This is a genomic window from Streptomyces sp. SD31 (genome assembly GCF_052068475.1).
Classification (GTDB): domain Bacteria; phylum Actinomycetota; class Actinomycetes; order Streptomycetales; family Streptomycetaceae; genus Streptomyces.
The window spans coordinates 16,267-41,849 of the sequence record NZ_JBQHCX010000032.1 but is presented as its reverse complement, the minus strand read 5'-3'; the positions used below and the strand labels follow the sequence as shown (position 1 = coordinate 41,849).

The window sequence follows — 25,583 nt, the reverse complement described above, 5'->3', positions numbered from 1 at the left end:
GCTCCGGCGAAGGCCGCCACCTCGTCCCTCAGCTGTGTGTAGGTGTAGGTGCGCCGGGTGTCGGTCACGGGTGAGTCGTAGATGAGCGCAGCCTGTTCACCGCGGCCGGCTTCGACGTGCCGGTCCAGCGCGTTGAAGCAGATGTTGAGCCGTCCGTCGGGAAACCAGCGGTAGAAGGGTGCGCCCGAGGAGTCCAGGGCGCGATGCGGGGTGACATCCCAGTTGATGGCTTCCGCCGCCTCAGCCAGAAGCTTTCCGGGTCTTCGGTACTGGCGCGGAAGACATCCTCGTACGTTCCCATCGCGCACTCCTTCGTGGCATCAAGGGACGGTGGTGTGGCTGTGTGCGGAACCGTGTCGGACACAGGCACCGCATGCCGGCCGACATGGCCGAGCAGGATGCCGGCGACCGGCGGACCGGTCACCGGCATCGCGGTGGTGCGGCGGTCCGGCCGAAAGGCCGCTCCGCCCGGTGTGGCTTCAGCTCACGCGCCGAGGTGCTTGCGGAGCCACTGACCCATCCGCTGGATCGCCTCGTCCACCTCGGGTACGCGCCCCGCGCCCAGCACGAACGAGTGCTGTCCCTCGGGCAGCGGGTGGACCTCGGAGGTGACCTTGAAGTCCTCGAGGCGACGGCCCAGTTGGGCGCCGTCATCGGCGAGCGTCTCGTACTCGCCGTAGAGGACGATCGTGGGAGGCAGGCCAGTCAGATCAGCGTTCACGAGGCTGATCTTCGGATCGGCGAAGTCCACTCCGGGCTCCTGGAGCCAGGCGCCACGGAAGAGCTCAAGAGTGTTCCTGCTGAGCATCTTGTCGTTGTCTTCGTTCGCGTCCACCGACGCGTTCTGGATGGTGAGGTCGGTCCACGGCGAGACGCTGACGATCGCGCCCGGGGTCGCCTCCCCCTGCGCGAGCAGGCGCAGCGGGAGCATCACCGCGAGGGTGCCGCCGATCGAATGGCCCGTGCTGCCGATGTTCCGCGGCTCATAGCCCTGCGAGAGCAGCCACCGGTACGCCGTCTCGGCGTCGTCGAGCTGCGCCGGGTAAGGGTGTTCGGGCGCCAGGCGGAAGTCCACGACGAGGGAGCGGGCGCCGGCCGCCTTCGCGATATGGCCCGCAGCCTTGCGGTCCGAGTGCATCGAGGCGGTGACCGACCCGCCGAAGTGGAAGTGGAGCAGAGCCCGGTCGGGATCGGCTCCCTCGGGGATGGCCCAGAGGGCGGGGACGCCGCCCGCGTCCACCTCGGCGTACGTGACGCCTTCCGGCTCGGTCGACGCCTTGTGGTTCGAGTCGACGATGTCGCGGACGATGGCCAGGTCGAGGCCCGGCGTCGAGGACTTCGCGCTCACGCTCTCGAGGAACTGGGCGAACTGCCGTGCCTCTGGGCTTGCTCCCATGGTGGTGCTCCTTCGCAGGTCGCTGCCACGCCCACGTCCCGCGTGCAGCCAGGTTGATGTGCTGCTCGTGACGCTACTAGCTGAGTATAGAAAAGTAAACTCAGCAGGATCGGGATCGCCTCTGGCTGCGGGGGCGCGGCGGCGCTGTGCGGGCGACCGAGAGTTCCGACGGCCTTGCGCTGAACGCGATCCGGACCATCGGCCACCACCTCCGCCGCGTCTACGCCGACGGGGGAGACTCCGAGGCTCGCGAGGCGATGATGCTCGCCGCGACCCAGGCCGGCATCGCCTTCTTCAACGCCGGGGTGGCGCTCGTGCACGGCATGAGCCGCCCGATCGGCGCGCACTTCCACGTCGCTCATGGACTGTCGAACGTGATGCTCTTCCCCGCGGTGACGGCGTTCTCCGTACCGGCCGCCGAGAGCCGGTACGCCGACTGCGCCCGCGCGCTCGGAGTTGCCGCCGACGGCGACGGCGATGCCCTGGCGGCCGGGAGGTTCGTGGAGGCGCTCCGCGATCTGTGCGAGGATCTTGCGGTGCCCACCCCTCGGGCCCACGGCATCGACAAGGACGAGTGGTTCCGTCTGTCGCCCCTCATGGCCGAGCAGGCGCTCGCGTCCGGATCCCCCGCCAACAACCCCGTTGTGCCCACCGTGGACGAGATCCAGGACCTCTACGCGCAGATCTACGGCTGAAGGCCGGCGAGTGAGGAACGGTGATGGTCACAACAGCCAGGTCCGCGCGCGAGTACGAGATGAGACACATGACTGACACCGCTGAGGGCGAGGTTCTCGCCTACGTGCACCGGGGCGTCGGCCGGATCCTTCTGAACCGGCCCAAGGCGCTCAACGCCCTGACGACAGGCATGGTCGCGGCCATTGACGGTGCGCTCGCCGCATGGGAGCACACACCGCTGTCCGCTGTGGTGATCGCCAGCACCAGCATGAAGGCCTTCTGCGCCGGCGGCGACATCCGCACGATCCGCGAGCACAGCCTCGCTGGGGATGCCGAGGCCAGTGAGCGGTTCTTCGCCTCCGAGTACCGGCTCAACGCCCGGATCGCCGAGTATCCCGTGCCGGTCGTGTCGCTCATCGACGGCATGTGCATGGGCGGTGGTCTCGGTCTGTCGGTCCACGGCACCTTCCGTGTCGTCACCGAGCGTGCGGTGCTGGCGATGCCGGAGACCGGGATCGGTTTCTTCCCTGACGTCGGGGCCAGCTACTTTCTGCCGAGGCTGCCCGGCGCGATAGGCATGTACCTGGGACTGACCGGGCACCGTCTCGACGCTGCCGACGCCCTGTACACGGGGCTGGCCACGCACTTCGTCCCCACGGACAGGCTCGGTGCGGTCGGAGATGCCCTGGCAGACAACCCCGACGCCCCGGTGGACGTCGTCCTGAACCGCCTTGCCGACCGTTCCCCGGTGGGGGAGAGCAGGCTGGCGGAGGTACGCGGGGAGATGGACTGGGCGTTCGGCGCGCCGACCCTCGGCGAGATCGAGAAGCGCCTGCGTCACCTCGACACCGACTGGGCGGCAGCCGCGTTGGTCGCCTTGGAGTCCGCCTCGCCGCAGAGCTTGGAGATCACTCACGACCTGCTGGCCCGGGGCAGACAGCAGACGTTGCGCGAGTGCCTTGACACCGAACTCACTCTCACGCGCACGACCATCCGCACGCCGGACTTCCTGGAGGGCGTCCGAGCGGCCTTGGTCGACAAGGACCGCAGTCCCACCTGGGAACGTGAGGCGCAGGGCGGACGGACGCTGCCGGCCTGAGCATTTGCGCCGTGTGCCGGATCTCAGAGCTGACCGGAGCGAGGCGGAGCTTGCCGAGATCGGCGCGTGGTTCGATCAGCTGTAACGCACTTGACCCGGTGTGCAGGGGCACGCGACAACAAGGCATGCGGGGCACGGGGCTCCGCAGACTGCCGCGGCCCGCGGGCAGCCCTCGGATTCGATGTCGGAGTAGAGGGCGCTGTTGGACAACTCCCGTGTCCGTCATGAGCGTCGAGACACGCGAGCCGTCGATGTTGTTCCGCCCGACGCGGCCAGCATCTCTCGCCCCTGCCGTCGCGTCGTCGGCCCCGCGTGATCGTGCCAGGAGGATGCCGTGTGGCCGGCCTGATCTCAGTTGCTGTCGGGCATCATCGAGACCACGACCTTGCCGGCCTTGGTGCGGCCCTGCTCGACGTACGCCATCGCCTCGAGCGTCTGATCGAACGGAAAGGTCGTGTCGATGACCGGGCGGAGCTTCCCGCTGTCGTAGAGGGCGCTGAGCTTGCGCAGCTGGGAGCCATTGGCCTGCATGAAGAAGAACTGGTAGCGAACGCCCAGCGCCCTGGCCTGCTTGCGGACCTTGCGACTGAGGGTGTTCATGACCAGCCCCAGGAACGAGGGAGCGCCGAGCTGCTTGGCGAACCCGGCGTCCGGCGGGCCGACGACACCGATGGCCAGGCCGCCGGGCTTCAGCACGGTCAGCGACTTCTCCAGATTCGCCCCGCCCACGGAGTCCAGCACCAGGTCATAGCCGGACAGTGTCTTCGAGAAGTCTTCCTTGGTGTAATCGATGACGAGGTCGGCACCGAGGCTTCGGACCAACTCCTCGGTGTCGGTGCCCGTGGTCGTCGCCACCGTGGCACCGAGGTGTTTGGCGAGCTGGATGACCGTCGATCCGAGACCACCGGCACCGGCGTGGATGAGGACCTTCTGACCCGGCTTCACACGGGCACGGTCGACGAGGATCTGCCAAGCGGCCAAGGCCACCAGCGGCACCGCGGCTGCCTCCTGCAGGGTGAGCGAGGTCGGCTTGGGCGCGACGTCGTCCTGGTCGATCGCGATGAACTCCGCGAAGCCTCCGATCCGCAGGTCGCGCGGACGGGCGTAGACCTCGTCGCCGACCTTGAAGCTGCGCACGGCGGAACCGACCCGCGTCACGACGCCGGCCACGTCGTGGCCGAGCGCGAACGGGCGCTTGTACTTCAGGAGCTGCTTGAACTCCCCGTTACGGACCATCTTGTCCAGCGGGTTGATGCTGGAAGCGCTCACTCTGACCAGGACGTCGCGGTCACCGACAGTGGGCTCGGGTACCTGGGCGGCGCGTGCGCCGTCCTTGCCGTACTTCTCGACGATGAATGCCTTCATGTCAGCCGCCTTTCTGGGTGTTCTTCTCGGCGGTGTGACGCTACTTGCTGGGTATAGAAAAGTAAACTTAGATGAGGTTAGAATCACCCCCATGGATGCGAGGACCGAAGCTCTTCAGGACGCCGGCATGGACACCCGACTCGACCGGGACACGTCGAACTGCTCGATCGCCCGGACCCTCGAGGTCGTGGGTGAGAAGTGGACGATCCTGATCCTGCGCGAGGTCTGGTACGGCTCGTCCCGCTTCGGCGACTTCGAACGTGTCCTCGGCTGTCCTCGCAACCTCCTCGCGGCGCGACTCCGGATGCTCGTGGAGGAAGGGATCCTGGCCACCGAGACCTACAAGGAGCCGGGCTCGCGGAGTCGGCCGAAGTATGTGATCACGCCCAAGGGCATGGACCTGGTCCCGGCCGTGATGGGGCTCCTGCAATGGGGTGACCGGTACCGCGCCGACCCGGAGGGTCCGGCCATGCTGACGCGACACCGCGGATGCGGTGCGCCCGTCGATGCCCAGATCCGCTGCGAACGAGGTCATGCCGTGCATGCGGAGGACATCGAGAGTGTCCCCGGCCCCGCTTTCCGTATGAAGGCCGCTGAGTGAGCTGAGGGCGGTGACGGCAGGAGTCCAGGTGGGCTCAGTCCGCCGGGGTGCGCTCACTCCGTTTGGCTCGGGCCTGGTGGAGGCGGACTTTGGTGCGGTTGCCGCAGCGGGACATCGAGCACCAGCGGCGGTTGTGGGCGGGGGAGCGGTCCAGGAAGCGCAGGGCGCACGTGTCCGCGCCGCACACGCGTACGCGCCGGATCTCGGTCGACAGGAGCAGGTCTACGGCGTCCTGGGCGATCAGTGCCAGGGCGGTCGCGGGATCAGGTGCCATGGTCGTGGTGCCGGCGGGCTCCAAGTGGCCGCCTTTGATGGCGATTTGCGGCGCCGGCCGGGGCGCCTGCGCTGCCGATTCGTTGAGCAGCACGACGTCGCTGGAGGAGGGCAGTCGGCCGTCGGAGGCCGCGAGTACGGCCCGGTCGACCGCCTCGCGCAGCCGTCGGCCCGATTCCAGGACGGCGGCATCCACGGGATCCGGGACGCCCGGTGCGAGCAGTCCGGCCCGCTGAAGCCAGAGGGTGAGATCGCCCGGGTTCCGGAGCGTCTCCCCCGGCGTGGGTCGCCACCGGTGGCGGAGGGTGTTGGTGAAGTCCAGACAGACCCGCCCGCCGTCCCAGATCCACGTGTCGTCCGTTGCCACGCCTTCATTCTGCACGTTAGGTTTAACCCCCTAAGAGGGTTAGTACGTGCCGGGGAGGCGCATCCATGGGACAGCCCACTGTGACCACAGGCGTGACGCAGGTGGACGGGGTCCGCCTGCACTACCTCCGAGCGGGATCCGGTCCTCTGCTCGTCCTGCTCCACGGCTGGCCGCAGACCTCCGACTGCTGGCAGCCGGTGCTGGCGGATCTTGCCGCCGACCACACCGTTGTGGCACCCGACCTGCGTGGCTACGGCCTGAGCGACAAGCCCTCGACCGGATACGACAAGCGGCGGATGGCCGCCGACATGGCGGGCCTGGTCGAAGCACTCGGCTTCGAGACGACCGCCGTGGTGGGTCACGACCGGGGCGCCCGCGTGGGGCACCGCTGGGCGCTGGACCGCCCCGAGCAGGTGGAACGGCTGGCTGTGCTCGACATCGTGCCGACCCGGGAGATGTTCCGCCGGCTGGACGCCTCGCTCGCCTCCGGGTACTGGCACTGGCTGTTCCAGATGCAGCCCGACCTTCCCGAGCGGCTCGTGGGGCACGACATACGCGGGTATCTCGAGTACTTCTTCGAGCGGTGGACCTACAACCGGCACGGGCTGACACCCGAAGCGGTCGATGGATATGTCCGAGCCTTCTCCCGCCCGGGTGCCATGCGCGCGAGTTTCGACGACTACCGCGCCATGGAGCAGGACGTCGCCCTCGACGACATCGACGCCGCCGAGGGCCGCCGCCTCACCATGCCGGTACTGGCGCTCTGGGGTTCCGCAGGGCTGCCCTCCCGCCTGCCGACGCTGGACATCTGGCGCGCCTACGCGGACGACGTCACCGGAGCGGAAATCCCGGAGTGCGGCCACTTCATCCCGGAAGAGCAACCGGAGGCGCTGCTGGGCCATTTGCGGTCGTTCCTGGCCGACGAGGCGAGTCGGTGACCCTGCCACCGTGACGAGAGCGGCGCCCCTGCGGGCCCACGCTCTCACTGGCCGGCCGGGGCAAGTCGTCCGAGCAGCCTCCCGAACCGAGGGGCGGCCCAGCCGCTTCCGGTGGGGCCGCCCCTCAGTCAGATCCTGGCCGAGACCGGGACATCCGCCGAAGCGTCCCCCGCGGCCGCGCTGTCGGATGTGCGCTGCCTGGGCATCCAGGCTCGGCGTGCGGTGAATCTCAGGAAGCCGCTACGTGGGCAGCGCGCAAGGAGGCTTTGTCGATCTTCCCGACCGCGTTCTTCGCTATCGCGTCCACCACGAAGAACCCGGTCGGACGCTTATAGCCGGTGAGGCTGCGCGCACAGAGCTCCCGCAGCGCCGTCAGATCGACGGTCACGCCTGGTCGCGGCTGTACGTAGGCGACGACCACCTCTCCCCACTTCTCGTCGGGTACGCCGATCACGGCGGCTTCGAGCACCGATGGGTCGCCTGTGAGGACGTCCTCGATTTCCTTGGGGTAGATGTTCTCCCCACCACGGATGATCATGTCCTTCGAGCGCCCGACCAGGGTCAGATAGCCCTCGGCGTCGAGGTGACCCACATCGCCCGTGTGCAACCAGCCATCGACGATGACTCTGGCCGTTTCCTCAGGGCGGCCGAGATAGCCACGCATGACGTTGGGGCCCTTCACGAGGACCTCACCGTCCGTGCCCGGCCCCACCTCGGTACCTTCGGCGTCGACGATCCGAATCTCCTGGCCGGGGAAGGGAAGTCCCACGGTGCCGGCACGTCGCGGGCCCGCGACGGGGTTGATGGTGGACCCGCAGGTTCCTTCGGACAGGCCGTACCCCTCGACAAGAGGGAACCCGTACCGGGCTTCGAACCGGTTCAGCAGCTCGGCGGAGGCAGGTGCGGCGCCACAGACTCCGAACCTCAGCGACGATGTGTCGGGCCGCACGTCGTCCGGGAGCGCAGCGAGCATGCCGTAGATCGTCGGCACGGCGCTGAAGAAGGTGGGGCGCTCCTGCTCGACGAGGTCGAAGAAGCTGTGTGGGTCGAACCGGCGGCCCGCGATGACGACGCTCGCGCCCGCGAGAAGAGGCGTGAGAATGCTGACCACGATGCCGTTGACGTGGAAGAGCGGCAGGATCAGCAGGCACCGGTCGGCGGGCCCGATGTCCAGGGACAAGCGGCCCATCTCCGTCATGGCGTCGATGTTGGCGTGGTCCAGCATCACGCCCTTGGGCACCCCGGTGGTGCCGCTGGTGTAGATGAGAAGAGCCAGCGCGGACGAGTCCACATGCGGTGCGTGATCCGACCTCACCCCTTCCTTGTGCAGTGCGCCGACGGCGAGTACGGCGGTACCGTCCGTGACGGGCGCCGCGCGGTCTTCGACCACCAGCAGACGCGCACCGGAGTCCTTGACCTGTCGGTCCACTTCGACGTCGGTCATGCTCGGGTTGACCGGCGTGATGGTGGCGCCGATCCGCCAGGCGGCGAACAACAGCAGCACGAACTCGATGCGGTTCGTCAGCTTGAGGGCCACGACATCGCCGGGACCGATGCCGAGGTCCTGGAGCTGACGCGCTGCCGCACGGACGCGGTCCAGCAATTGAGTGTTGGTGAGTGACTGGTGCCCGTCCGAGACCGCTGCCCCATCGGGGTCGAGAGCGGCGCGACGGTCGGGCAGTGAAGCGAAGTTCATGGCGGGCGTACCTGTCTCGGTGTTGTGCGATCCGGTCAAGGAGTCGATGCCGGCGCGGGGTGCAACTGCCGGGTGAGGAACTCGATCTGGTCGCGGACCAGGGCCTCGAAGGTCTCGCCGGTGTAGAAGTCGAAGTGGCCGGCGTCGTACCTCTTGATCTCTCCCCGGGGTGCGGTGCGCGCGTACCGGAGGGTCTGGGCGGGAGGTGTGACGGAGTCGGTGTTGCTGACGCAGAAGAGGATCGGCATGGCGACCTTCTTCGCAGCACGCCCAGGCCGGTAGGTGGCGATGGTCGGAATGACCCGTGCCGCCACCTCGTTGCGGAACGTGGTCCCCGGCGGTTGCAGCGCCTGATATCCGGGCAGGGCGTCCGGAGCGTTCATGAGGGCCGGCGAACCGGGGGCGGAGGCGATGGGAACCATCGCGGGTGCCTTGCCGCGCACTCTGGCCGCCATGTCCCGAGCGAGCACGGGGGTCATCCTGAGCGAGGCGACCGGGCCGAGCGCGAGCGCGGAGGCGAGACCATCGGTGAACGGGCACTGGGACACGGCCGCGCGCAGTTCGGGATGCCGAGATGCGACGGTGATGGCGTGGCCTCCGCCGAAGGAGCTGCCCCACACCGCGATGCGGGAGCGGTCGATGTCAGGGCGGGCCTTGACGTAGGCGATGGCGGCGTCCCAGTCGGCGAGTTGACGCTTGATCGACAGGAGCTGGCGCGGGTGGCCGCCGCTGTCGCCGAAGTGCCGGTAGGTGAAGGCCACGGCGGCGATGCCGGCCTGAGCGAAACGCTCGGCGAAGGCGTCCAGGCGCATTTCGCGGGTGGCGCCGAGGCCGTGCCCGAGGATGACGACGGGCGGGGAGGTGACGCCGGTCGGGAGGTAGAGCCATCCGGCACAGGTGCTGTCGCCGGAGGGGAAGGTGATGTCGTGGCGGGTGAAGGAGTGCGCAGTGGTCATCGTCGGCTCACCGCCGCGTCGTCTTCGTCGAGCGGTGCCCGGGCACGCTGCCCGAGGCGAGCGCCTGGGCGTAGGTGTCCGGGTTGTAGAGCGGGAGCTCGCCGGTGGCGTCCGTCGTCTCCAGGTAGTCGAGCATCAGTTCCTGGCCGTCCTTCGACATGACTCTGGTGAAGAACTCGGCGCGTTCGACATGGAGTCCGTCCTCCAGTGACATCGAGCCGCCGAAGTACACCGACCTCTTGGCGGCCGCGACCGACCCCTTCGACCGCCGACCGAAGTGCTCCGCGAGTTCGACCGCCTGCGCGACGACCTTGTCCTGGGGTACGACCTTGTCGACCGCCCCGTTGGCGAGCGCCTCCGCAGGCGTGAACGGCTTGCCTTCGAGGATCGCGGCCAAGGACCGATGGGTGCCGATCAGGCGGGTCAGCCGCTGGGTGCCGCCTCCACCCGGGATGATGCCGAGCAGGATTTCCGGCTGGCCGATGAAGAAGTCCCCGTCGGCCATGACCCGCAGATCGCATGCCCAGGCGAACTCCGCGCCGAGGCCGAGAGCCGAGCCGTTGAGGGCGGCGACGAAGAGGACACCGCTGGCGTTCATCCGGAGGAAGGTCGTGTGCAGACGCTCCAGCTGGAGGGCCCCGCGCATCGGGGTCCTGCGCATCACGGGCCCGAGGAGACGGGACCGGTCCACGTGCTTGGCCATGCGTACGACGGCGGCGGCACCGCGGCGGCCGACCGTCGGGCTCGCGGCGCCCTCTTCCTGCAGCCACCGGACCGCGGCATGGCTGACGAAACGCTCGGGATGTGCCCCGGTGAAGACGACGGCACGGATGCTCGGATCGCGGTCGACCCGGTTCACCAGCTTGTCCAGCTGCTGGGCGATATCGAGGCCGAACAACTGGTGCGGGCCGCCGTCGACCCGGACGACAAGGACGGCTCCACGGTCCTCGATCTCCAGATGACCCTTGTCTTTGTATGGCATGGATTCTGCTCCCGTGCTGAGTTCATGGGGGAGTGCAAAGCGAGTGAGGGAGGGGCTGCCGGCGCCAGGAATCTGGGACAGTGCGTGAAAGCCCGTCCGGGGAGGCGCGCCCGTGTCCGAAACGGCACGTCGCTCGAGATGTGTACTATTGCCGTGACGAGTTACATAACCAAGTTATTTCAAGAGTGTCAATGGTGGAGGCGCGAGAGGCATGGCAGGGCGGCCGAGGCTCGATGACGCACCGGAGCGGCTTGTGCGAGCCGCTGTCGGCCTGCTGGCCGAACAGGGGCCGTCGGCCATCAAGGCGCGTACGGTGGCATCCGCGAGCGGGCTGTCGACGATGGTCGTCTACGGCCACTTCGGTGGGATCCCCGAACTGATGCGCGCCGTCGCCGACCACGGCTTCAGGGAGCTCGGCGTGGCGTTCGCCCAGGTGCCGGTGACGGATGATCCGATCGCGGATCTCTTCGCCATGGCTTTGACCTGCCGCCGAGTGGCCCACGAGAACCCTCACCTGTACGACCTGATGTTCGGCCTGTCCACTCGTGCGACGTACCGGCCGCTGTCGGACGCGGACCTTCGCTTCAGCGGACATTCGCCGGCCTTCCAAGATGCCCACGTCCATATCACCGCGGCATGTCAACGGCTCGTGGACTCGGGCAGGGCCGAGCGGCAGGAACCTGAAGTCATAGCCGCCCAGTTGTGGAGTCTGGTCCACGGGTACATCACCCTTGAGCTGGCCGAGCACTTCGGCGAGTTCGAGGACCCCGTGATGCAGGTGATGCTGCCGATGGGCGTGAACTTCTCTGTCGGTCTGGGCGACGAGCGGGAACGGGCCGAAGCCTCGCACGAGGCGGGCGCGCGCCTTTACGACTCGATCGTTCAAGGTCGGTGAAAGTCGGTAGGGCAGGTCGCTGTCCCGCGCGGGACTACCCCTCTGCGGCTAGGGCGACTTGGTCTCCGCGGCAGAGGTACCGGTGCCCGGCGTGAGCTGGTCATGCCTCCCCAGCGCCGCGACCTCCCGTTCGAGGGACGGAACGGCACGGGCCGCGAAGCGCCTCGCCCATGGCCAGGCCAGTGGCGAATTCAGCGCTGCCTTGGCCCAGTTGGCCACGACGACCGCGCGCGGGACGTACACGCGGCTGCGGCGGCGCACGAGCCCGTCGACGATCGCGGCAGCCGCTCGGTCGGCACTCGTGGTGACATTGCCCGGGTAGGGAAGCCGGTTGCGCAGGCCCTGGAACGAGGGGAGGTCAACCTCGGCGCCCCGGACGAGATCCGTGTCGATCCAGGAGGGGTGCACCAGGCCGACCGTGACGCCGAGGTGCGCCACCTCCTGGCGGTAGGTCAGGGCGAGCAGCTCGGCCGCGGCCTTGCTGGCGCCATAGGAGGCCATCGCCGCCAGCGGCATGAAGGACAGCGCGGACGCCACAACCAGCACGTGTCCCCGGCTGCGTTCCAGATGGGGCGTCACGTACTTGAGGGTCCGGAAGACGCCGTTCAGATTGATGTCCAGGACCCGCTCGAACGAGGCCTCGTCCGTCTGTCGCACGGTCCCGTACGCCACGACGCCGGCATTGGCGACGACGAGATCTATGCCGCCCATGACCTCCGCAGCCTCGTCGATCGCTGACCGCAGGACGGTGCCGTCGCGCACATCGGCCTCACGCCAGGAAGCGGCGGGGCCCAGATCGCGGGCGAGGTCACGGAGCCGATCGGGCTCCAGTCCGATCAAGGTCACCTGAGCGCCTCGGGCGATGGCCAGGCGGGCCACCTTCTCGCCGATTCCGCGCGCCGCTCCGGTGACAACCAGCTTTCTGCCCACCAAGTCACGTTTCATGGCGGCAACATAACTTCGTTATTTATTGAGCGCAAGATGTCGCGTGTATGAACTGTCCCCGCTCCACCTGCTGGGTCTCACGACTGGACGAACCTATGCTGACTGTCATGAGGCGGACATCCTTTGCGCACTGGCCCTGTTCGATCGCGCGCACCATGGACTTGCTCGGGGACTGGTGGACGCCGTTGGTGCTGCGTGAGGCGTTCTACGGGATCCGGCGGTTCGACGCGTTCCAGGTGTCACTGGGGATCGCGCGCAACACATTGACGGACCGGTTGCGCCGGCTGGTGGACGAGGGGCTGCTGGAGAAACGGCCGTACCAAACGGAGCCGGTTCGGTACGACTACGTGCTCACGGAGAAGGGGCGCGACTTCTACGGTGTGCTGCTGGTGATGAGCCGGTGGGGGGACCGCTGGCTGTCCGGTGAAGAGGGCCCGCCGGTAGTCATGCATCACGAGGTCTGCGGACAGGAAGCCCATGCCGAGGTGGTGTGTTCTTCCTGCGGCGAGCGGATGACCGCGGAGAACACCAGTCCTCGGATGGGCCCCGGCTATCCGCCGCATCTGGCCGAACGGCCGGATGTGCGGGAGCGTTTCGCCGGCTGACTCAGCGGCTCTGCCGGGGCTGCGTTTGCCCTTGACATGTGAGTCTATCTACGCAACTTTACTGGTCACGTCTGGTCATGGGAGTTCTCGGATCGGCATGGAGGCTGCAGGAACATGGAGTGGACAGGCGCGCGCTATGCGGACAAGCCGACGGTGGAGGTCCGCACCTGGATCGCTGCTCCGCCCGAACAGGTGTGGACGCTCGTGTCCGACATCGAGTTGATGCCGCGTATGAGCTCCGAGCTGCAGTACGTCGAATGGCTGGACGGCAGGACCGCCCCTGCTCTGGGGGCCCGGTTCATCGGCCGGAGCAAGCACGAGGCGCTGGGGGAGTGGACCACCACATCCCACATCGTCGAGTACGAGCCGCCGAGGCTGCTTGCCTGGGGCGTCGAGGACCCGCAGAACCCAACGGCGATCTGGCGGTTCACGTTGGAGCCGCAGGGCGGTGGCACTCTGCTGAGCGAATGGATGCAGATGGGGCCGGCCCGTTCGGGCCTCTCCTTCGCCATCGATCGCATGCCGGAGAAGGAGCAGAAGATCGTCTTCGTGCGCATGCGGGAGTTCGAGGCCAACATGACCGTCACCCTCGAAGAGATCAAGAAGCTGGCCGAGAGGGCCCGGCCCGCGGGCGAGGCGAGGCTCTGATGCGTACCTCCACCACGATCGAAGCTTCCGGGAGCGACTGGCGGGAGATCGTCGCCTATGTCACCGAGGCGGAGAAGCTCGGGCTCGACATCTGCTGGGTGGCGGAGGCGTGGGGCTCCGAGGCTCCCTCGCCGTTGGGCTACCTCGCGGCGAAGACCGAGCGCATGCTCCTCGGATCCGGAATCATCCAACTCGGCACCCGCACGCCGATGGCCATCGCCCGCGCCGCGATCACACTGTCGCAGATCTCCCAGGGGCGCTTCCTTCTCGGACTGGGCCCCTCCGGACCGCAGGTGATCGAGGGGCTGCACGGCGTGCCCTTCGCCCGGCCGCTGGTGCGGATGCGGGAGACCGTCGAGATCGTGCGGGAGGCCGCCGCGGGTGGCAAAGTCTCCTACTCAGGACAGGAGTTCCGGATTCCACTGCCGGGCGCGGAGGCGAAGCCCATGCGTCTGTCGATGCGTGCCGAGCATGACATTCCGGTCTACCTCGCCACTCTCTCGCCGAAGATGCTGCACCTGACCGGTGAGATCGCCGATGGGTGGCTGGGCACCAGTTTCGTGCCCGAGGGCGCCAAGGAGGCGTACTTCGACCACCTGGACCAGGGCCTGGCCACCGCCGGTCGCGCCCGTGCCGACCTCGACATCTGCCAAGGTGCCGAGGTCGCCTTCGCGGACGACGAGGACGCGCTGAGCGCGATGGTGGCCGGACGCAAGAAGGAACTGGCCTTCAGCCTCGGCGGCATGGGTTCCGCGACCACGAACTTCTACAACAACGCCTACAGCCGCCAGGGTTGGGCCGAGGTGGCGGCCGAAGTCCGGACACGTTGGCAGGCTGGGGACCGGGACGGCGCGGCCGGCTTGGTCACCGACGAAATGGTCCTGGCGACCACTCTGATCGGAACCGAGGCCATGGTGCGCCAGCGGCTGCGTGTGTGGCGCGACGCCGGTGTGGACACCGTACGTTTTTATCCGGCCGGAGAGACTCTCGACGCTCGGCTCACCACTCTCGGCCGGGCCATCGACCTGGTCCGTGCCATCGAGGACGAGGCGGCACGGTAGCGGCACGGCCGGGTGCAGTCGAGGAGTGCTGTTGTAGGCGTTGGTCGACGTCAACCGTGCGCGCTGACGCCGTCCGCCGCCAGGCCCGACATCAGCAGGGTGATCGTGCGCACGGGACTCTGCGGTCCGGCTGCCCGGCTGCCCGGGACTCGAGGATCTCGTTCGCGACTATCTGTCGCCCGAGCACCGGGACCAGCGCGGCGTCGGATGTCCCTCCGTTGCCCTGCTCGACGACATCGACCGCTGCGCGGACGCGACCAAGCAGACCTGGGTCGCTGCAACTGTCCCGCGCCGCCTTCGACTCGAAGCTCGCCGTTGAGGTCATCGAGAAGGTCATCGAGAAGGGCATCGAGAACGCCCTCGCGTTAATGTGCTGAGCCGTGCGGGATCAGGCCGGATCGACGAATATGTCGAGCGCGAGATCACCCTCGAAGCCGGCAGGGCTGTAGACGGACAGGTCGGTGACGCCCTCGTCCGACAGGACCTCGTCGTCGATGAACAGGTTGGCGGTGCACTTCCGCGCGTCACGCGTGAGGATGGCGTACGCGGCGTCAGCCATGATCCGCGGACTACGGGCTTGTCCGGCGCCGCCGACCACATTGCGCACGGCGGCCGTGTCGATCAGGGTCCGCGGCCACAACGAGTTGGCGGCGATGCCGTCGGCGGCGAGCTCCTCGGCGAGCCCGATGGTGCACAGACTCATGCCGTACTTCGACAGCGTGTAACCGAGATGCTTCCCCACCCAGTGCGGCGCGAGGTTCAACGGCGGGGAGAGCGTGAGGATGTGCGGGTTGCTCGCCTTGCGCAGATGTGGGATCGCTGCCTTGCTCAGCAGGAACGTGCCACGCGTGTTGATGTCCTGCATCAGGTCGTACCGCTTCATCTCCAACTGCTCCGACGGCGACAGGTCGATCGCGCTGGCGTTGTTCACCACGATGTCGATGCCGCCGAAGGCGCTGACCGCCGCGTTGACGGCGGTGCGCACATCGTCCTCATTGCGGACGTCGCCGACGACGGCCAGTCCCTTGCCGCCCGCGCGTTCAATCTCGTCAACGGCGGTGTGGACCGTGCCTTCGAGCTTCGGATGCGGCACGGCGGTCTTGGCGAGCATCACCACGTTCGCACCGTCGCGGGCCGCGCGCAGAGCGATGGCGAGTCCGATGCCGCGGCTGCCTCCCGACGTCAGGATGGTCTTGTCGGCCAGCGTCTGTGTCATGGTCGGAACCTCCAAAATAGATTGCCGAGCTAATGATACGTGATGCTAATGATATCTTCCCCGTATGACTTCCACTCCCACACGCCAGATCGACCGGCTCTACCACGAGCTCCTCGCCCCCAAAGAGACACAGTCCGTTCGCGCTGCCGTGCGCCGGATCGCAGAGCACGAAGTGGCCCCGCACGCCGTGGCGATCGCGGGGGGCGACGAGCGCACGGACGGCTTCCCCCGGCATGTGTTTGACCGGCTTGCGTCGGCGGGGGTCTTCCGGATCCCCTTCCCCAGCGAGGTCGGCGGCGACGGTCTGACCCACCCGGCGACCGCCACCGCCGCGGCCATCGAGGAACTGGCCTACTACTCCAGCAGCGTCGCGGCCGTCTTCGATGTGCACTGCATCCTGGCGGGCAACGCCCTGCGGCAGGGCACCGAGGAGCAGCAGCAGCGATGGCTGCGAAAGGTCGCGGAGGGCTCGGTGGTCGGCGCGTTCGCCACCACCGAGCCGAACGCCTCAAGTGACCTGTCCCCGCAGGCGGTTCAGACCGAGGCGATACGCACCGAGGCCGGCTGGGTGCTGAACGGCCACAAGCGGTGGATCTCCAACTCGCCCGTCGCCGGGTTCGTGGTGGTTCTCGCTCGCACCGGCACCCGGCTGAGCATGTTCATCGTCGACACGGCACTTCCCGGAGTGGAAGTCGGCCTTCCCGACCGCAAGATGGGCAACCGCGGCCAGCTCACCGCGGACATCCGCTTCACGGATGTGTACCTGACCGACGACGACCTCCTCGGTGGCGCCGAGGGACACGGACTGCGCCATGCGCTGTCCACTCTGACCTATGGCCGGATCGGCATCGCGGCTGCCGGGGTCGGCATGGCGCAGGCCGCCTTCGACCACACCGTGGCCCATCTGTCGACGCGACACGCCTTCGGCAAGCCGGTGGCCGCCAACCAGCACTGGCAGTTCCTGCTCGCCGAACGGGCCACCGAGATCGAGAACGCCCGCACCCTCTACACCAAGGCTGCCCTGCGCCTGGACGCGGGCAACCCGTCCCCGGAGCCCGAGGCCGCGATGGCGAAGTACTACGCCACCAAGCTGTCGGTGGACATGGCGCGCGACGCCGTCCAGGCCTTCGGAGGCCTCGGCTTCGCGCGCGAACTGGGTGCCGACGGCAGCCCCGGCCCCGTCGAGGCGATCTACCGGGACAGTAAGATCGGCGAGATCTATGAGGGCACCAACGAGATCCAGAAGTGGGTCATAGCCCGGCAGATCTTCGGTCGGGCCATCGTCGGCTGACCCCCCAGGACGCACCTGCCGTAAGCCGGCGGACGGTGGGGACTCCCGCCGGCCTGCAGGGGTCCTGGCGCCTCGGGCTTTCTCGTACGATGGACAGGACCATACGTACGACTAACCATGGGCGGGATAAACGATGTCCGAGGCTCCGCTGGTACCGGGGACAGTGGCCGAACACACCATCTGCCTGCTGGTCAAACTCGGGCAGGTGGCGTTCAGGATCGCCGAGGACGGCATCGGCGGGACCGGCCTGCGAGTGCGGCATTACAGCGTCCTGCAGGCTTTGGCGGACAACGGTGCCATGCCGCAACTGGCACTTGGCTCGTTCCTGCGCATCGACCCCGCGACGATGGTGACGAGTCTCGACGACCTGGAGCGCGCCGGATACGCGGAGCGGACACGAGATCCGCAGGATCGTCGCCGCTACGCCGTGGACATCACCGCCGAAGGGCGCAAGGTCCTGGCCCGCCTCAACCGCACACTCGTCGATCTCGACGGCGAAATCCTCGCAGACCTGGGCGCCACGGAACGACAGTCGCTTCACGTCCTGCTGGACAGTCTCGCGGGAAGTCCCGCTCTGACCTCCCTGTTCGACACCGTCCGGGAGCAGAACGGTGGGAAACGGGCCTAACGGCTCCAGGGGATCGCCCCGGGGTATAGCGCTATGCCCCGGTTCTGGCGAAGCCGGCTTGCCGGGCCGTATGCCATCCGGCGGTCTTCGGCGGCCTCGTTGTCTCTTCGGTGAAACGGCGGGCGAAGGTGCGCAGGCTCATGTGGGAGCGCTCGGCGAGGTCCGCCAGGGTCATCGGCTCGTGGAGGTTCTCCAGCGCCCCATGACGCACGGTGGCCGCCGGTGGTGGGAGTAGCGCTGCCGAGGCCGCAGCCTGTCAGTGGGCTCGCAGGACATCGAGTGTCATGAGAGCCGCGTGGAGTTCGGTGCGCTGTTCGCCGGACTCCAGGTCGCGGTCGAGGAGACGCTCGATGGTGCGCAGGCGTTGGTACATGGTTTCGCGGGAGAGGCCGCCCCGGCGGGCGGCGGTGGTCTTGTTGCCGGCCGCGTCGAGGTAGTGGCGCAGGGTCGTCAGCAGGTCGGTGCCGTGCTGGGTGTCGTGATCGATGAGTCGCCCGAGCTGCTGTTCGGCGTACTCCTGGACCCGGGTGTCCTCGCGGAGGGCGTACAGCAGGCGTGGCAGGCCGATGTCGGACAGCTCGTGGAAGGACCGGTCCGGGGGGAGGGGCTGGCCGGGTGGGGTGGCCTCGGCGACGCGGGCCGCCTCGCGGAACGAGCGGGCGGTGTCGGAGAGTTCCGTGATCTCCGAGCCGACGCTCACCACTGCTTGTGGGGCCAGGCTGTGTGCGGTGCTGCACAGTCGTTCGACGACGGGGCGCCAGGGTTGGGAGGGACGCAGAGCCAACAGGATGCCGAGGCGGCCGGGTGCCAGCTCGCCGACGAGGGCCGAGACGCCTGCCGTCCGGAGCTCCTGGAGCAGGCGGGTCTCGATGTCGGTCCCCCCTCTGCCTGCGCGGAGGTCCACCAGGGTCGCGACGAATCGGCTTCGGTCGGTCGGCAGGCCCAGTGCGGCGCAGCGGGCGTGGGCGTCCTCGGCGGAGCGGTGGCGTTGGTCGACCAGGTCTCGCAGGGCGTTTCGGTGGGCGGTGCGTTCCCAGGGGGTGGAATGGATGAGGCGGGCGACGGTCAGTGCCATCGCGGTCCTCTCCAGCACGGTGATCTCCTCCGGCCCGAAGGCGGGGCAGTCGGCACGGGCCGGGAGCATGACCACACGGCCCCAGCGCTCGCCCTGGTACTCGACGGGTGCGGTGAGCCAGCCCGCCGGGCCGCCTGTCGCCGTGTGGTCGTCGGCCCCGGTGGCTCTGGAGCGCTGTTCCCAACCGGTGAGCGCCTCCTCCAGCGTGCCTCCGGAGGGTTCGCAGATCAGTGCCTGGTGCACCAGGTTCTCCAGGACGACCGTGCGGCCGCTCATCTCCGCCGCCGCGCGCACCACGTCCTCCGGGCCGGCACCGCGCAGGGTCAGGGCGGTGAACGCCTCATGGATGCGCTGGGTGCGGCGCATCGCGTCCGCCTGGTTGCCGAGCAGGAGGGCGTGCACGACCTGGGTGACCTCCAGGAAGTTGACGTCCTTGGCGAGGGTCACGAGGGGAAGGCCACGCAGGCGGCAGGCGTCCACGAGTGCGTCCGGCGGGCGGTGATAGCGACGTACGAGTTCGATGACCAGCGCCGCAGCCCCGACGTCGGCGAGTTCGTCGACGTACCTGCGCACGCCCGGTACGTCGTCCGGGAGCGGCATTCCGGTGGTCAGGACGAGTTCGCCGCCCTTGAGAAAGGACGCGGGGTCGGTCAGTTCGGTGATGTGGACCCACCCGACCGGCCGCTCCAGGTGGGCCACACCGGTGACGACCTGGGGCTGTCCGGCGGCCAGGACAGGAAGGGCCAGGACGTCGGCGACGGTGAGTGCGCGGGTGGGCCCATGGCCGGCCGGGTGGTTGTCGTTCACGGTGTCTCCATGGGGTCCCCATGCTCGATCGAGCACGGCTCAGCGCCCGGGAGTGTCCGGCCACTGTGACAAGCGTGGCTGACCTGCGCAAGAGCGGTCCGTGAGCCATCGGCATCCGGCGCACCCCCGATGAGGCTGACACAACGTCCGGATGTCGCGGCCCGACCGGACAGATCGCACGTTGGCGCACCCCTGGTTCACGGAGATGCTCGGGATACCGCAGGAGATCGATCATCGAGGCCGGGAGACGAACATGACCGCACTGTCGCCGCACCTTCGCCAGGCCACGCCCGTGGTGGCGGCCCGGGGCGAGGGCGTCCACCTCTACGGCGAGGACGGCCGCCGCTACCTCGACTTCACCGCCGGCATCGGCGTCACCAGCACCGGGCACTGCCACCCGAAGGTCGTGGCGGCGGCGCAGGAGCAGGTGGGCACGCTGGTCCACGGGCAGTACACGACGGTCATGCACCAGCCGCTGCGGCAGCTGGTCGACAAGCTCGGCGAGGTGCTGCCGACCGGCCTGGACAGCCTGTTCTTCACGAACTCCGGCAGCGAGGCCGTCGAAGCCGCGCTGCGGCTGGCCCGGCAGGCGACCGGCCGCCCCAACGTCATCGTCTGCCACGGCGGCTTCCACGGCCGTACGGTGGCCGCCGCCTCCATGACCACCTCTGGCACCCGCTTCCGGTCCGGCTTCTCCCCGCTGATGAGCGGTGTGGTCGTCACCCCGTTCCCGTCGGCCTACCGCTACGGCTGGGACGAGGAGACCGCGACCCGGTTCGCTCTCCAGGAGCTCGACTACACCCTCCAGACCATCTCCTCGCCCGCCGACACGGCCGCGATCATCGTCGAGCCGGTGCTCGGAGAGGGCGGCTACGTGCCCGCCACCCGCGCGTTCATGGAAGGACTGCGGGAGCGCGCGGACCGCCACGGCTTCCTGCTGATCCTCGACGAGGTGCAGACCGGCGTCGGCCGCACCGGCCGCTTCTGGGGCCACGACCACTTCGGCGTCACCCCGGACATCCTCGTCACCGCCAAGGGCCTGGCCAGCGGCTTCCCGCTGTCCGGCATCGCCGCCTCCGAGGAGCTGATGGCCAAGGCGTGGCCGGGCTCGCAGGGCGGAACGTACGGCGCCAACGCCGTCGCCTGCGCCGCGGCCTGCGCCACCCTCGACGTCGTACGCGACGAGAAGCTCGTCGAGAACGCGGAGGCCATGGGCGCCAGGCTGCGGCACGGCCTGGAGGCGGTCGCCCACCGGACGCCGGGCATCGGTGATGTGCGGGGGCTGGGGCTGATGCTGGCCACCGAGTTCGTCACCGAGGATGGCAGCCCCGACCCCGAGACCGCCGCCCGCGTGCAGCGCGCCGCCGTGGACGAGGGCCTGCTCCTGCTGCTGTGCGGGGCCTGGAACCAGGTGGTGCGGATGATCCCGGCGCTGGTGATCGACGAGACGGCGGTGGACGAGGGACTCCAGGCATGGGCGACCGCCGTGGAGACCGGTACCTCAGGAGCGTCGACACGATGAGCGACAGCGTGGCGCGGCTGGCCGCCCGGCTCGCCGAGACGGCTCCGGGCCTGCGGGTCGAATCCGGCCCGGGCACCCTCGGCCAGTACGCCTACGACGCCTCCAACTACCGCGTCCCCCCGCAGGCTGTGGCCTTCCCCCGCTCCACGGACGATGTGGTCGCGGTGCTGCGGGCCTGCAAGGAGACGGGCGTCGCGGTCACCGCTCGCGGCGGTGGCACCAGCATGGCGGGCAACGCGGTCGGGCCGGGCGTCGTCCTGGACTTCTCCCGGTACATGAACCGGATCCTGGACATCGACCCGGCCGTCGGGACCGCGCGTGTCGAGGCCGGAGTCGTCCTCGACGCGCTGCAGAGCGCGACCGCCCTGCACGGGCTCTCCTTCGGCCCCGACCCGTCCTCGCACAGCCGCTGCACCCTCGGCGGCATGATCGGCAACGACGCGTGCGGGAACCGGTCGGTGCGGCACGGGAGGACCAGCAGCCACATCGAGGCGCTGGAGATCGTGACGGCCGACGGCGTGCGGGCCGTCGCCGACCACGTGGGGTTGCACCCGGTGGACCCCGCGGACGCGGAGCGCGTCGCCCGTCTCGAAGCGGACGTACGACGCCTGATCGGCGACAACCTGGCCCCGATTCGCACCGAACTCGGCCGCATTCCCCGCCAGGTCTCCGGCTATCAGCTGCACCATCTGCTGCCCGAGCGCGGCTTCGACATGGCCCGCGCTCTGGTGGGCACCGAGGGCTCCTGTGCGGTCGTCACCGCCGCGACGGTCCGCCTGGTGGCGACCGCACAGGCTTCGGCGCTGCTCACTCTCGGCTACGACGACGTCGTCGACGCGGCCGAGGACGTGCCGGAGATCCTGCGCTGGAATCCCACCGCTGTGGAGGGCATGGACGAGGCGATCGTCGCCACCATGCGTGCCCGGCGGGGCCCCGACTCCGTCACCGGACTGCCCGAGGGGCGGGCCTGGCTGTACGTCGAGCTGGACGGCGACGATGAGGCCGCTGTGAACGCCCGTGCGGCCGACCTCCTCGACGTGCTCAAGGCGCAGGGCCGGATGACCGGCGGGCGGGTCGTGGAGAGCGCGGCCGAGCGTCGCTCCCTGTGGCGGGTCCGCGAGGACGGGGCCGGTCTTGCCGCACGCCTGGTGGACGGCGGGGAGTCGTGGCCCGGCTGGGAGGACTCCGCGGTCGCGCCCGAGAACCTCGCCGGCTACCTGCGGGACTTCCGCAAGCTCCTGGCCGACCACGGGCTGACGGGCGTGATGTACGGGCACTTCGGTGCGGGGTGCGTCCACGTGCGCATCGACTTCGACCTCGCCACGGACACCGGCCGGGCAGCCGCCCGTCGCTTCCTGCACGAGGCGGCCGCGCTGGTCGTCGTGCATGGCGGGACCCTGTCCGGCGAGCACGGTGACGGGCGGGCGCGCGGTGAGCTGCTGGAGGTCATGTACAGCCACCGGCTGATCCGGGCGTTCGCCGACTTCAAGGAGATCTTCGACCCCGAAGGGCTGCTCAACCCCGGCGTCATCGTGGCCCCGGCCCCCCTCGACGCCGATCTCGCGCTGCACCAGATCCAGCCCCTGGCCACGGAGTTCACCTTCCCGCACGACGAGGACGGCTTCGCGGGCGCGGCCCGCCGCTGCGTCGGCGTCGGCCGGTGCCGCAGCGACGCGGGCGGTGTCATGTGCCCCAGTTACCGGGCCACGGGGGAGGAGAACGACTCCACCCGGGGCAGGGCCCGACTGCTCCAGGAGATGGTGCGCGGCGAGACCGTCCAGGACGGCTGGCGCTCGACGGAGGTCCGCGACGCGCTCGACCTGTGCCTGTCCTGCAAGGCCTGCTCCAGCGACTGCCCCGTAGGCGTCGACATGGCAACCTACAAGGCGGAGTTCCTCCACCAGCACTACAAGGGCAGGCTCCGGCCCCGCTCCCACTACTCGCTGGGCTGGCTGCCCCTGACCTCCGCCCTCGCCGGATACGCCGCCCGCCCGCTCAACGCGCTGCTGCGCGGACCGCTCGGCCGACTCCTCGCCCGCCTCGGAGGCGTGACCACGCAGCGGAGGATCCCCGCCTTCGCCTCCCGGCACGCCCTGCGCAGGGTCCTGCGCGAGGCGAAGACCGGCGAACCGGCGAAAGCCCTGCTCTTCGTCGACAGCTTCACCCGCGCTTTCCGGCCCGAGGTGGCCGGAGCCGCGAGCCGTGTCCTCGCCGAGGCGGGAATCCCCTGCACGGCGGAGGACGGCCTGTGCTGCGGTCTGACCTGGGTCAGCACCGGCCAGCTGTCCGTGGCCCGCAGGATCATGACCCGTACCGTCGCCCACCTGGACAACGGCGACGAGCGGCCCATCATCGTGGCCGAGCCCAGCTGCGCCGCGGCCCTCAAGCGCGACGTGCCCGAGCTCCTCGGGACTGACGCCGCCCGTCGGGTCGCCGACCGCATCCACACCTTCACGGGTGCCCTGACCGACCTGGCTGCCCCGGACTGGAGCCGGCCCGCGTTGCCGGACAACGTCGTCCTGCAGACCCACTGCCACGAGTACGCCACCTTCAAGGGCCGTCACCCCGCCGACCTGCTGCGCCGTCTGGGTGTGGGCAACGTCGACGAGGCCGAGGGCTGCTGCGGACTCGCCGGGAACTTCGGCTTCGAGGAGCAGCACTACGACACCTCGATGGCCGTCGCCGACCTGGCCCTGAAGCCACGCCTCGACGGCATCGACCAGGACACTCCGAGCGTCGTCGTGGCCGACGGCTTCAGCTGCGCCACCCAGATCGACCACCTCGCCGGTGATCGGGGCATCCGCGCCCTGCATCTCGCGGAACTCCTCGACCCCGCCGCCGATCAAGCCGCTCAACCAGGAGAGACCTCATGACCGACACACCCACGCAGTTGTTCATCGGCGGCGCCTGGGTGGACGCCGCGGACGGCGCCACCATGCCCGTCGACGACCCCGCGACCGGCGAGATCCTCTGCCATGTCGCCGACGCGGGACCGAAGGACGCGCGACTCGCGGAGGAGGCGGCCGTTGCCGCGCAGGAGGCGTGGGCCCGTACGGCACCCCGTGCACGCAGCGAGATCCTGCGCCGGGCCTACGAGCTGATCCTTGAGCGCACCGACGAACTCGCCCACCTGATGACGTCCGAGATGGGCAAGCCGCTCGCCGAGGCAAAGGGTGAGGTGGCGTACGCGGCGGAGTTCTTCCGCTGGTTCTCCGAGGAGGCCGTGCGCATCGACGGCGGCGGCGGAGTCCTGCCCGACGGCCGCAACCGCATGCTGCTCTCCCGCCGCCCGGTCGGCCCCTGTCTGCTGATCACCCCATGGAACTTCCCGCTGGCCATGGGCACCCGCAAGATCGGCCCCGCCATCGCCGCCGGCTGCACGATGATCCTCAAGCCCGCCCCCCAGACCCCTCTCTCCAGCCTGGCCCTCGCCGCGATCCTCAAGGAGGCCGGGCTGCCGGACGGCGTGCTGAACGTCGTCACCACCTCCCGTGCGGGGGAGGTGTGCGAACCGCTCCTGCGCGGCGGGCGGATTCGCAAGCTCTCCTTCACCGGCTCCACCAACGTCGGGCGCCTGCTGCTCGCCCAGTGCGCCGACGCCGTCGTACGGACCTCGATGGAGCTCGGCGGCAACGCGCCGTTCATCGTCTTCGACGACGCCGACCTGGATACGGCCGTGGACGGCGCGATGCTCGCCAAGATGCGCAACATGGGCGAGGCGTGCACAGCCGCCAACCGCTTCTTCGTCCACCGGTCGGTGGTCGAGGAGTTCGGACGGCGCCTGGCCGAGCGCATGGGCGCGCTCGTAGTGGGGCCCGGCACCCGGGACGGGGTCGATGTCGGCCCGCTGATCGACGCGGCCGGGCGGGCCAAGGTGGCGGAGCTGGTCGGCGACGCGGTGGAGCGCGGCGCCCGGGTGCTCGTCGGCGGCCGCACGCCCGAGGGTCCGGGCTGCTTCTACCCGCCCACCGTGCTCACCGACGTCGACCCCGGCAGCCGCCTGATGGACACGGAGATCTTCGGCCCCGTCGCCGCGATCCTCACCTTCGACGACGAGGACGAGGTCGTCGGCCGTGCCAACGACACGCCCTGGGGCCTGGTCGGCTATGTCTTCACCGAGGGCCTCGACCGCGCCCTGCGCGTCAGCGAACGCCTCGAAGTGGGCATGGTCGGCCTCAACACCGGTCTCGTCTCCAACCCGGCCGCCCCCTTTGGAGGGGTGAAGCAGTCCGGGCTCGGCCGTGAAGGCGGCCGGGTGGGGATCGACGAGTTCCTGGAGTACCAGTACCTCGCGGTGCCCGTGCGATGACGGTGGTCATGCCCTGACTACCCCGCATCGCGCACCGCGACGGGCTGCCCCGTGCCCGGTTTCCACGCCACCGGACACGGGGCGGCGGCTTTTCCTCCACCTGGCGGCGGGCGCGGGTCTCTCACCGTGCGCAGGCAGGCTGCGCATGCGTCGCATGGCGCAAGGGCCGGCCGTTGGTCCGGGTGGGCCGCTGCATGGCCTGGGCGGCGGACGCGGCTGACAAGCAAGCCACG

The 25,583-nt window shown here is 69.2% G+C and carries 22 protein-coding genes and 1 pseudogene; 13 read left to right on the top strand and 10 right to left on the bottom strand.

Annotation, left to right across the window (positions count from 1 at the left end; genetic code table 11):
• Together ACTMVF_RS41810 and ACTMVF_RS41805 are read right to left on the bottom strand one after the other, a co-directional pair.
• Positions 1–301, bottom strand: a pseudogene (locus ACTMVF_RS41810) (acetyl-coenzyme A synthetase N-terminal domain-containing protein); the annotation flags it as partial.
• 183 nt (positions 302–484) lie between these two features.
• Positions 485–1,396, bottom strand: a complete 912-nt coding sequence (locus tag ACTMVF_RS41805) for an alpha/beta hydrolase (RefSeq protein ID WP_441276333.1) — start codon at positions 1,394–1,396, stop codon at positions 485–487.
• 146 nt (positions 1,397–1,542) lie between these two features.
• On the opposite strand from ACTMVF_RS41805, the gene ACTMVF_RS41800 reads away from it, so the two are divergent.
• Entirely contained in the window at positions 1,543–2,091 is a 549-nt protein-coding gene (locus tag ACTMVF_RS41800) for a hypothetical protein (protein ID WP_441276332.1), read from the top strand.
• 68 nt (positions 2,092–2,159) lie between these two features.
• Positions 2,160–3,170 (top strand): enoyl-CoA hydratase/isomerase family protein, encoded by a 1,011-nt coding sequence (locus tag ACTMVF_RS41795; protein WP_441276331.1) that lies wholly within the window; start codon positions 2,160–2,162, stop codon positions 3,168–3,170.
• Positions 3,171–3,521: 351 nt separating this feature from the next.
• On the opposite strand, the gene ACTMVF_RS41790 is transcribed toward ACTMVF_RS41795, so the two are convergent.
• Positions 3,522–4,535: an NADP-dependent oxidoreductase gene (locus tag ACTMVF_RS41790; protein ID WP_441276330.1), complete on the bottom strand. Its 1,014-nt coding sequence runs from the start codon at positions 4,533–4,535 to the stop codon at positions 3,522–3,524.
• Between the two features lie 127 nt (positions 4,536–4,662).
• Between ACTMVF_RS41790 and ACTMVF_RS41785 the strand changes: the two genes are divergently transcribed.
• Positions 4,663–5,136, top strand: coding sequence for a winged helix-turn-helix transcriptional regulator (locus ACTMVF_RS41785; RefSeq protein WP_441276336.1), 474 nt, complete (start codon positions 4,663–4,665; stop codon positions 5,134–5,136).
• Between the two features lie 34 nt (positions 5,137–5,170).
• On the opposite strand, the gene ACTMVF_RS41780 is transcribed toward ACTMVF_RS41785, so the two are convergent.
• Positions 5,171–5,776, bottom strand: a complete 606-nt coding sequence (locus tag ACTMVF_RS41780; protein WP_441276329.1) for a CGNR zinc finger domain-containing protein — start codon at positions 5,774–5,776, stop codon at positions 5,171–5,173.
• Between the two features lie 65 nt (positions 5,777–5,841).
• Between ACTMVF_RS41780 and ACTMVF_RS41775 the strand changes: the two genes are divergently transcribed.
• A complete protein-coding gene (locus tag ACTMVF_RS41775) occupies positions 5,842–6,714 on the top strand; it encodes an alpha/beta fold hydrolase (protein ID WP_441276328.1) in 873 nt (290 codons plus the stop codon).
• A 229-nt stretch (positions 6,715–6,943) separates the two neighbouring features.
• Here ACTMVF_RS41775 and ACTMVF_RS41770 read toward each other — a convergent pair whose 3' ends face one another.
• From ACTMVF_RS41770 to ACTMVF_RS41760, 3 genes are read right to left on the bottom strand one after another with little or no spacing between them, the layout of a single operon-like run.
• A complete protein-coding gene (locus tag ACTMVF_RS41770) occupies positions 6,944–8,410 on the bottom strand; it encodes a class I adenylate-forming enzyme family protein (protein WP_441276327.1) in 1,467 nt (488 codons plus the stop codon).
• Positions 8,411–8,445: 35 nt separating this feature from the next.
• The gene (locus tag ACTMVF_RS41765; protein WP_189943535.1) at positions 8,446–9,366 is read right to left on the bottom strand and encodes an alpha/beta hydrolase; all 921 of its coding nucleotides are present in this window, start codon (positions 9,364–9,366) and stop codon (positions 8,446–8,448) included.
• Between the two features lie 7 nt (positions 9,367–9,373).
• Positions 9,374–10,348, bottom strand: a complete 975-nt coding sequence (locus ACTMVF_RS41760; RefSeq protein ID WP_441276326.1) for an enoyl-CoA hydratase/isomerase family protein — start codon at positions 10,346–10,348, stop codon at positions 9,374–9,376.
• A 211-nt stretch (positions 10,349–10,559) separates the two neighbouring features.
• Here ACTMVF_RS41760 and ACTMVF_RS41755 point away from each other — a divergent pair, with 211 nt between their 5' ends.
• A complete protein-coding gene (locus tag ACTMVF_RS41755) occupies positions 10,560–11,243 on the top strand; it encodes a TetR/AcrR family transcriptional regulator (RefSeq protein ID WP_441276325.1) in 684 nt (227 codons plus the stop codon).
• Positions 11,244–11,291: 48 nt separating this feature from the next.
• Here ACTMVF_RS41755 and ACTMVF_RS41750 read toward each other — a convergent pair whose 3' ends face one another.
• A complete protein-coding gene (locus ACTMVF_RS41750; protein ID WP_441276324.1) occupies positions 11,292–12,188 on the bottom strand; it encodes an SDR family oxidoreductase in 897 nt (298 codons plus the stop codon).
• A 107-nt stretch (positions 12,189–12,295) separates the two neighbouring features.
• Between ACTMVF_RS41750 and ACTMVF_RS41745 the strand changes: the two genes are divergently transcribed.
• The 3 genes from ACTMVF_RS41745 to ACTMVF_RS41735 all read left to right on the top strand — a co-directional run bounded on the left by ACTMVF_RS41745 (position 12,296) and on the right by ACTMVF_RS41735 (position 14,502).
• Positions 12,296–12,793, top strand: a complete 498-nt coding sequence (locus ACTMVF_RS41745; RefSeq protein WP_441276323.1) for a winged helix-turn-helix transcriptional regulator — start codon at positions 12,296–12,298, stop codon at positions 12,791–12,793.
• A gap of 114 nt (positions 12,794–12,907) precedes the next feature.
• Positions 12,908–13,441 carry an SRPBCC family protein gene (locus tag ACTMVF_RS41740; protein ID WP_441276322.1) on the top strand — a complete coding sequence of 178 codons (534 nt, stop codon included), beginning with the start codon at positions 12,908–12,910 and terminating at the stop codon, positions 13,439–13,441.
• Positions 13,441–14,502, top strand: coding sequence for an LLM class flavin-dependent oxidoreductase (locus ACTMVF_RS41735; protein ID WP_441276321.1), 1,062 nt, complete (start codon positions 13,441–13,443; stop codon positions 14,500–14,502). The genes ACTMVF_RS41740 and ACTMVF_RS41735 overlap by 1 nt, the downstream gene beginning before the upstream one ends.
• Before the next feature lie 388 nt (positions 14,503–14,890).
• On the opposite strand, the gene ACTMVF_RS41730 is transcribed toward ACTMVF_RS41735, so the two are convergent.
• Positions 14,891–15,718, bottom strand: a complete 828-nt coding sequence (locus ACTMVF_RS41730) for an SDR family oxidoreductase (protein WP_441276320.1) — start codon at positions 15,716–15,718, stop codon at positions 14,891–14,893.
• 64 nt (positions 15,719–15,782) lie between these two features.
• On the opposite strand from ACTMVF_RS41730, the gene ACTMVF_RS41725 reads away from it, so the two are divergent.
• Positions 15,783–17,009 carry an acyl-CoA dehydrogenase family protein gene (locus ACTMVF_RS41725; RefSeq protein ID WP_441276319.1) on the top strand — a complete coding sequence of 409 codons (1,227 nt, stop codon included), beginning with the start codon at positions 15,783–15,785 and terminating at the stop codon, positions 17,007–17,009.
• 133 nt (positions 17,010–17,142) lie between these two features.
• Positions 17,143–17,637 carry a MarR family winged helix-turn-helix transcriptional regulator gene (locus tag ACTMVF_RS41720; protein ID WP_441276318.1) on the top strand — a complete coding sequence of 165 codons (495 nt, stop codon included), beginning with the start codon at positions 17,143–17,145 and terminating at the stop codon, positions 17,635–17,637.
• Between the two features lie 256 nt (positions 17,638–17,893).
• Here the strand turns inward: ACTMVF_RS41720 and ACTMVF_RS41715 are convergent, their stop codons facing one another.
• The gene (locus ACTMVF_RS41715; protein WP_441276317.1) at positions 17,894–19,519 is read right to left on the bottom strand and encodes a PucR family transcriptional regulator; all 1,626 of its coding nucleotides are present in this window, start codon (positions 19,517–19,519) and stop codon (positions 17,894–17,896) included.
• 253 nt (positions 19,520–19,772) lie between these two features.
• Here ACTMVF_RS41715 and ACTMVF_RS41710 point away from each other — a divergent pair, with 253 nt between their 5' ends.
• The 3 genes from ACTMVF_RS41710 to ACTMVF_RS41700 are packed head-to-tail and all read left to right on the top strand — an operon-like array spanning position 19,773 to position 25,350.
• Positions 19,773–21,041: an aspartate aminotransferase family protein gene (locus ACTMVF_RS41710; RefSeq protein WP_441276316.1), complete on the top strand. Its 1,269-nt coding sequence runs from the start codon at positions 19,773–19,775 to the stop codon at positions 21,039–21,041.
• Complete coding sequence (locus ACTMVF_RS41705; RefSeq protein ID WP_441276315.1) at positions 21,038–23,914, top strand: FAD-binding and (Fe-S)-binding domain-containing protein; 2,877 nt, start codon at positions 21,038–21,040, stop codon at positions 23,912–23,914. The genes ACTMVF_RS41710 and ACTMVF_RS41705 overlap by 4 nt, the downstream gene beginning before the upstream one ends.
• Positions 23,911–25,350: an NAD-dependent succinate-semialdehyde dehydrogenase gene (locus tag ACTMVF_RS41700; RefSeq protein WP_441276314.1), complete on the top strand. Its 1,440-nt coding sequence runs from the start codon at positions 23,911–23,913 to the stop codon at positions 25,348–25,350. The genes ACTMVF_RS41705 and ACTMVF_RS41700 overlap by 4 nt, the downstream gene beginning before the upstream one ends.
• Positions 25,351–25,583: the final 233 nt, after the last annotated feature.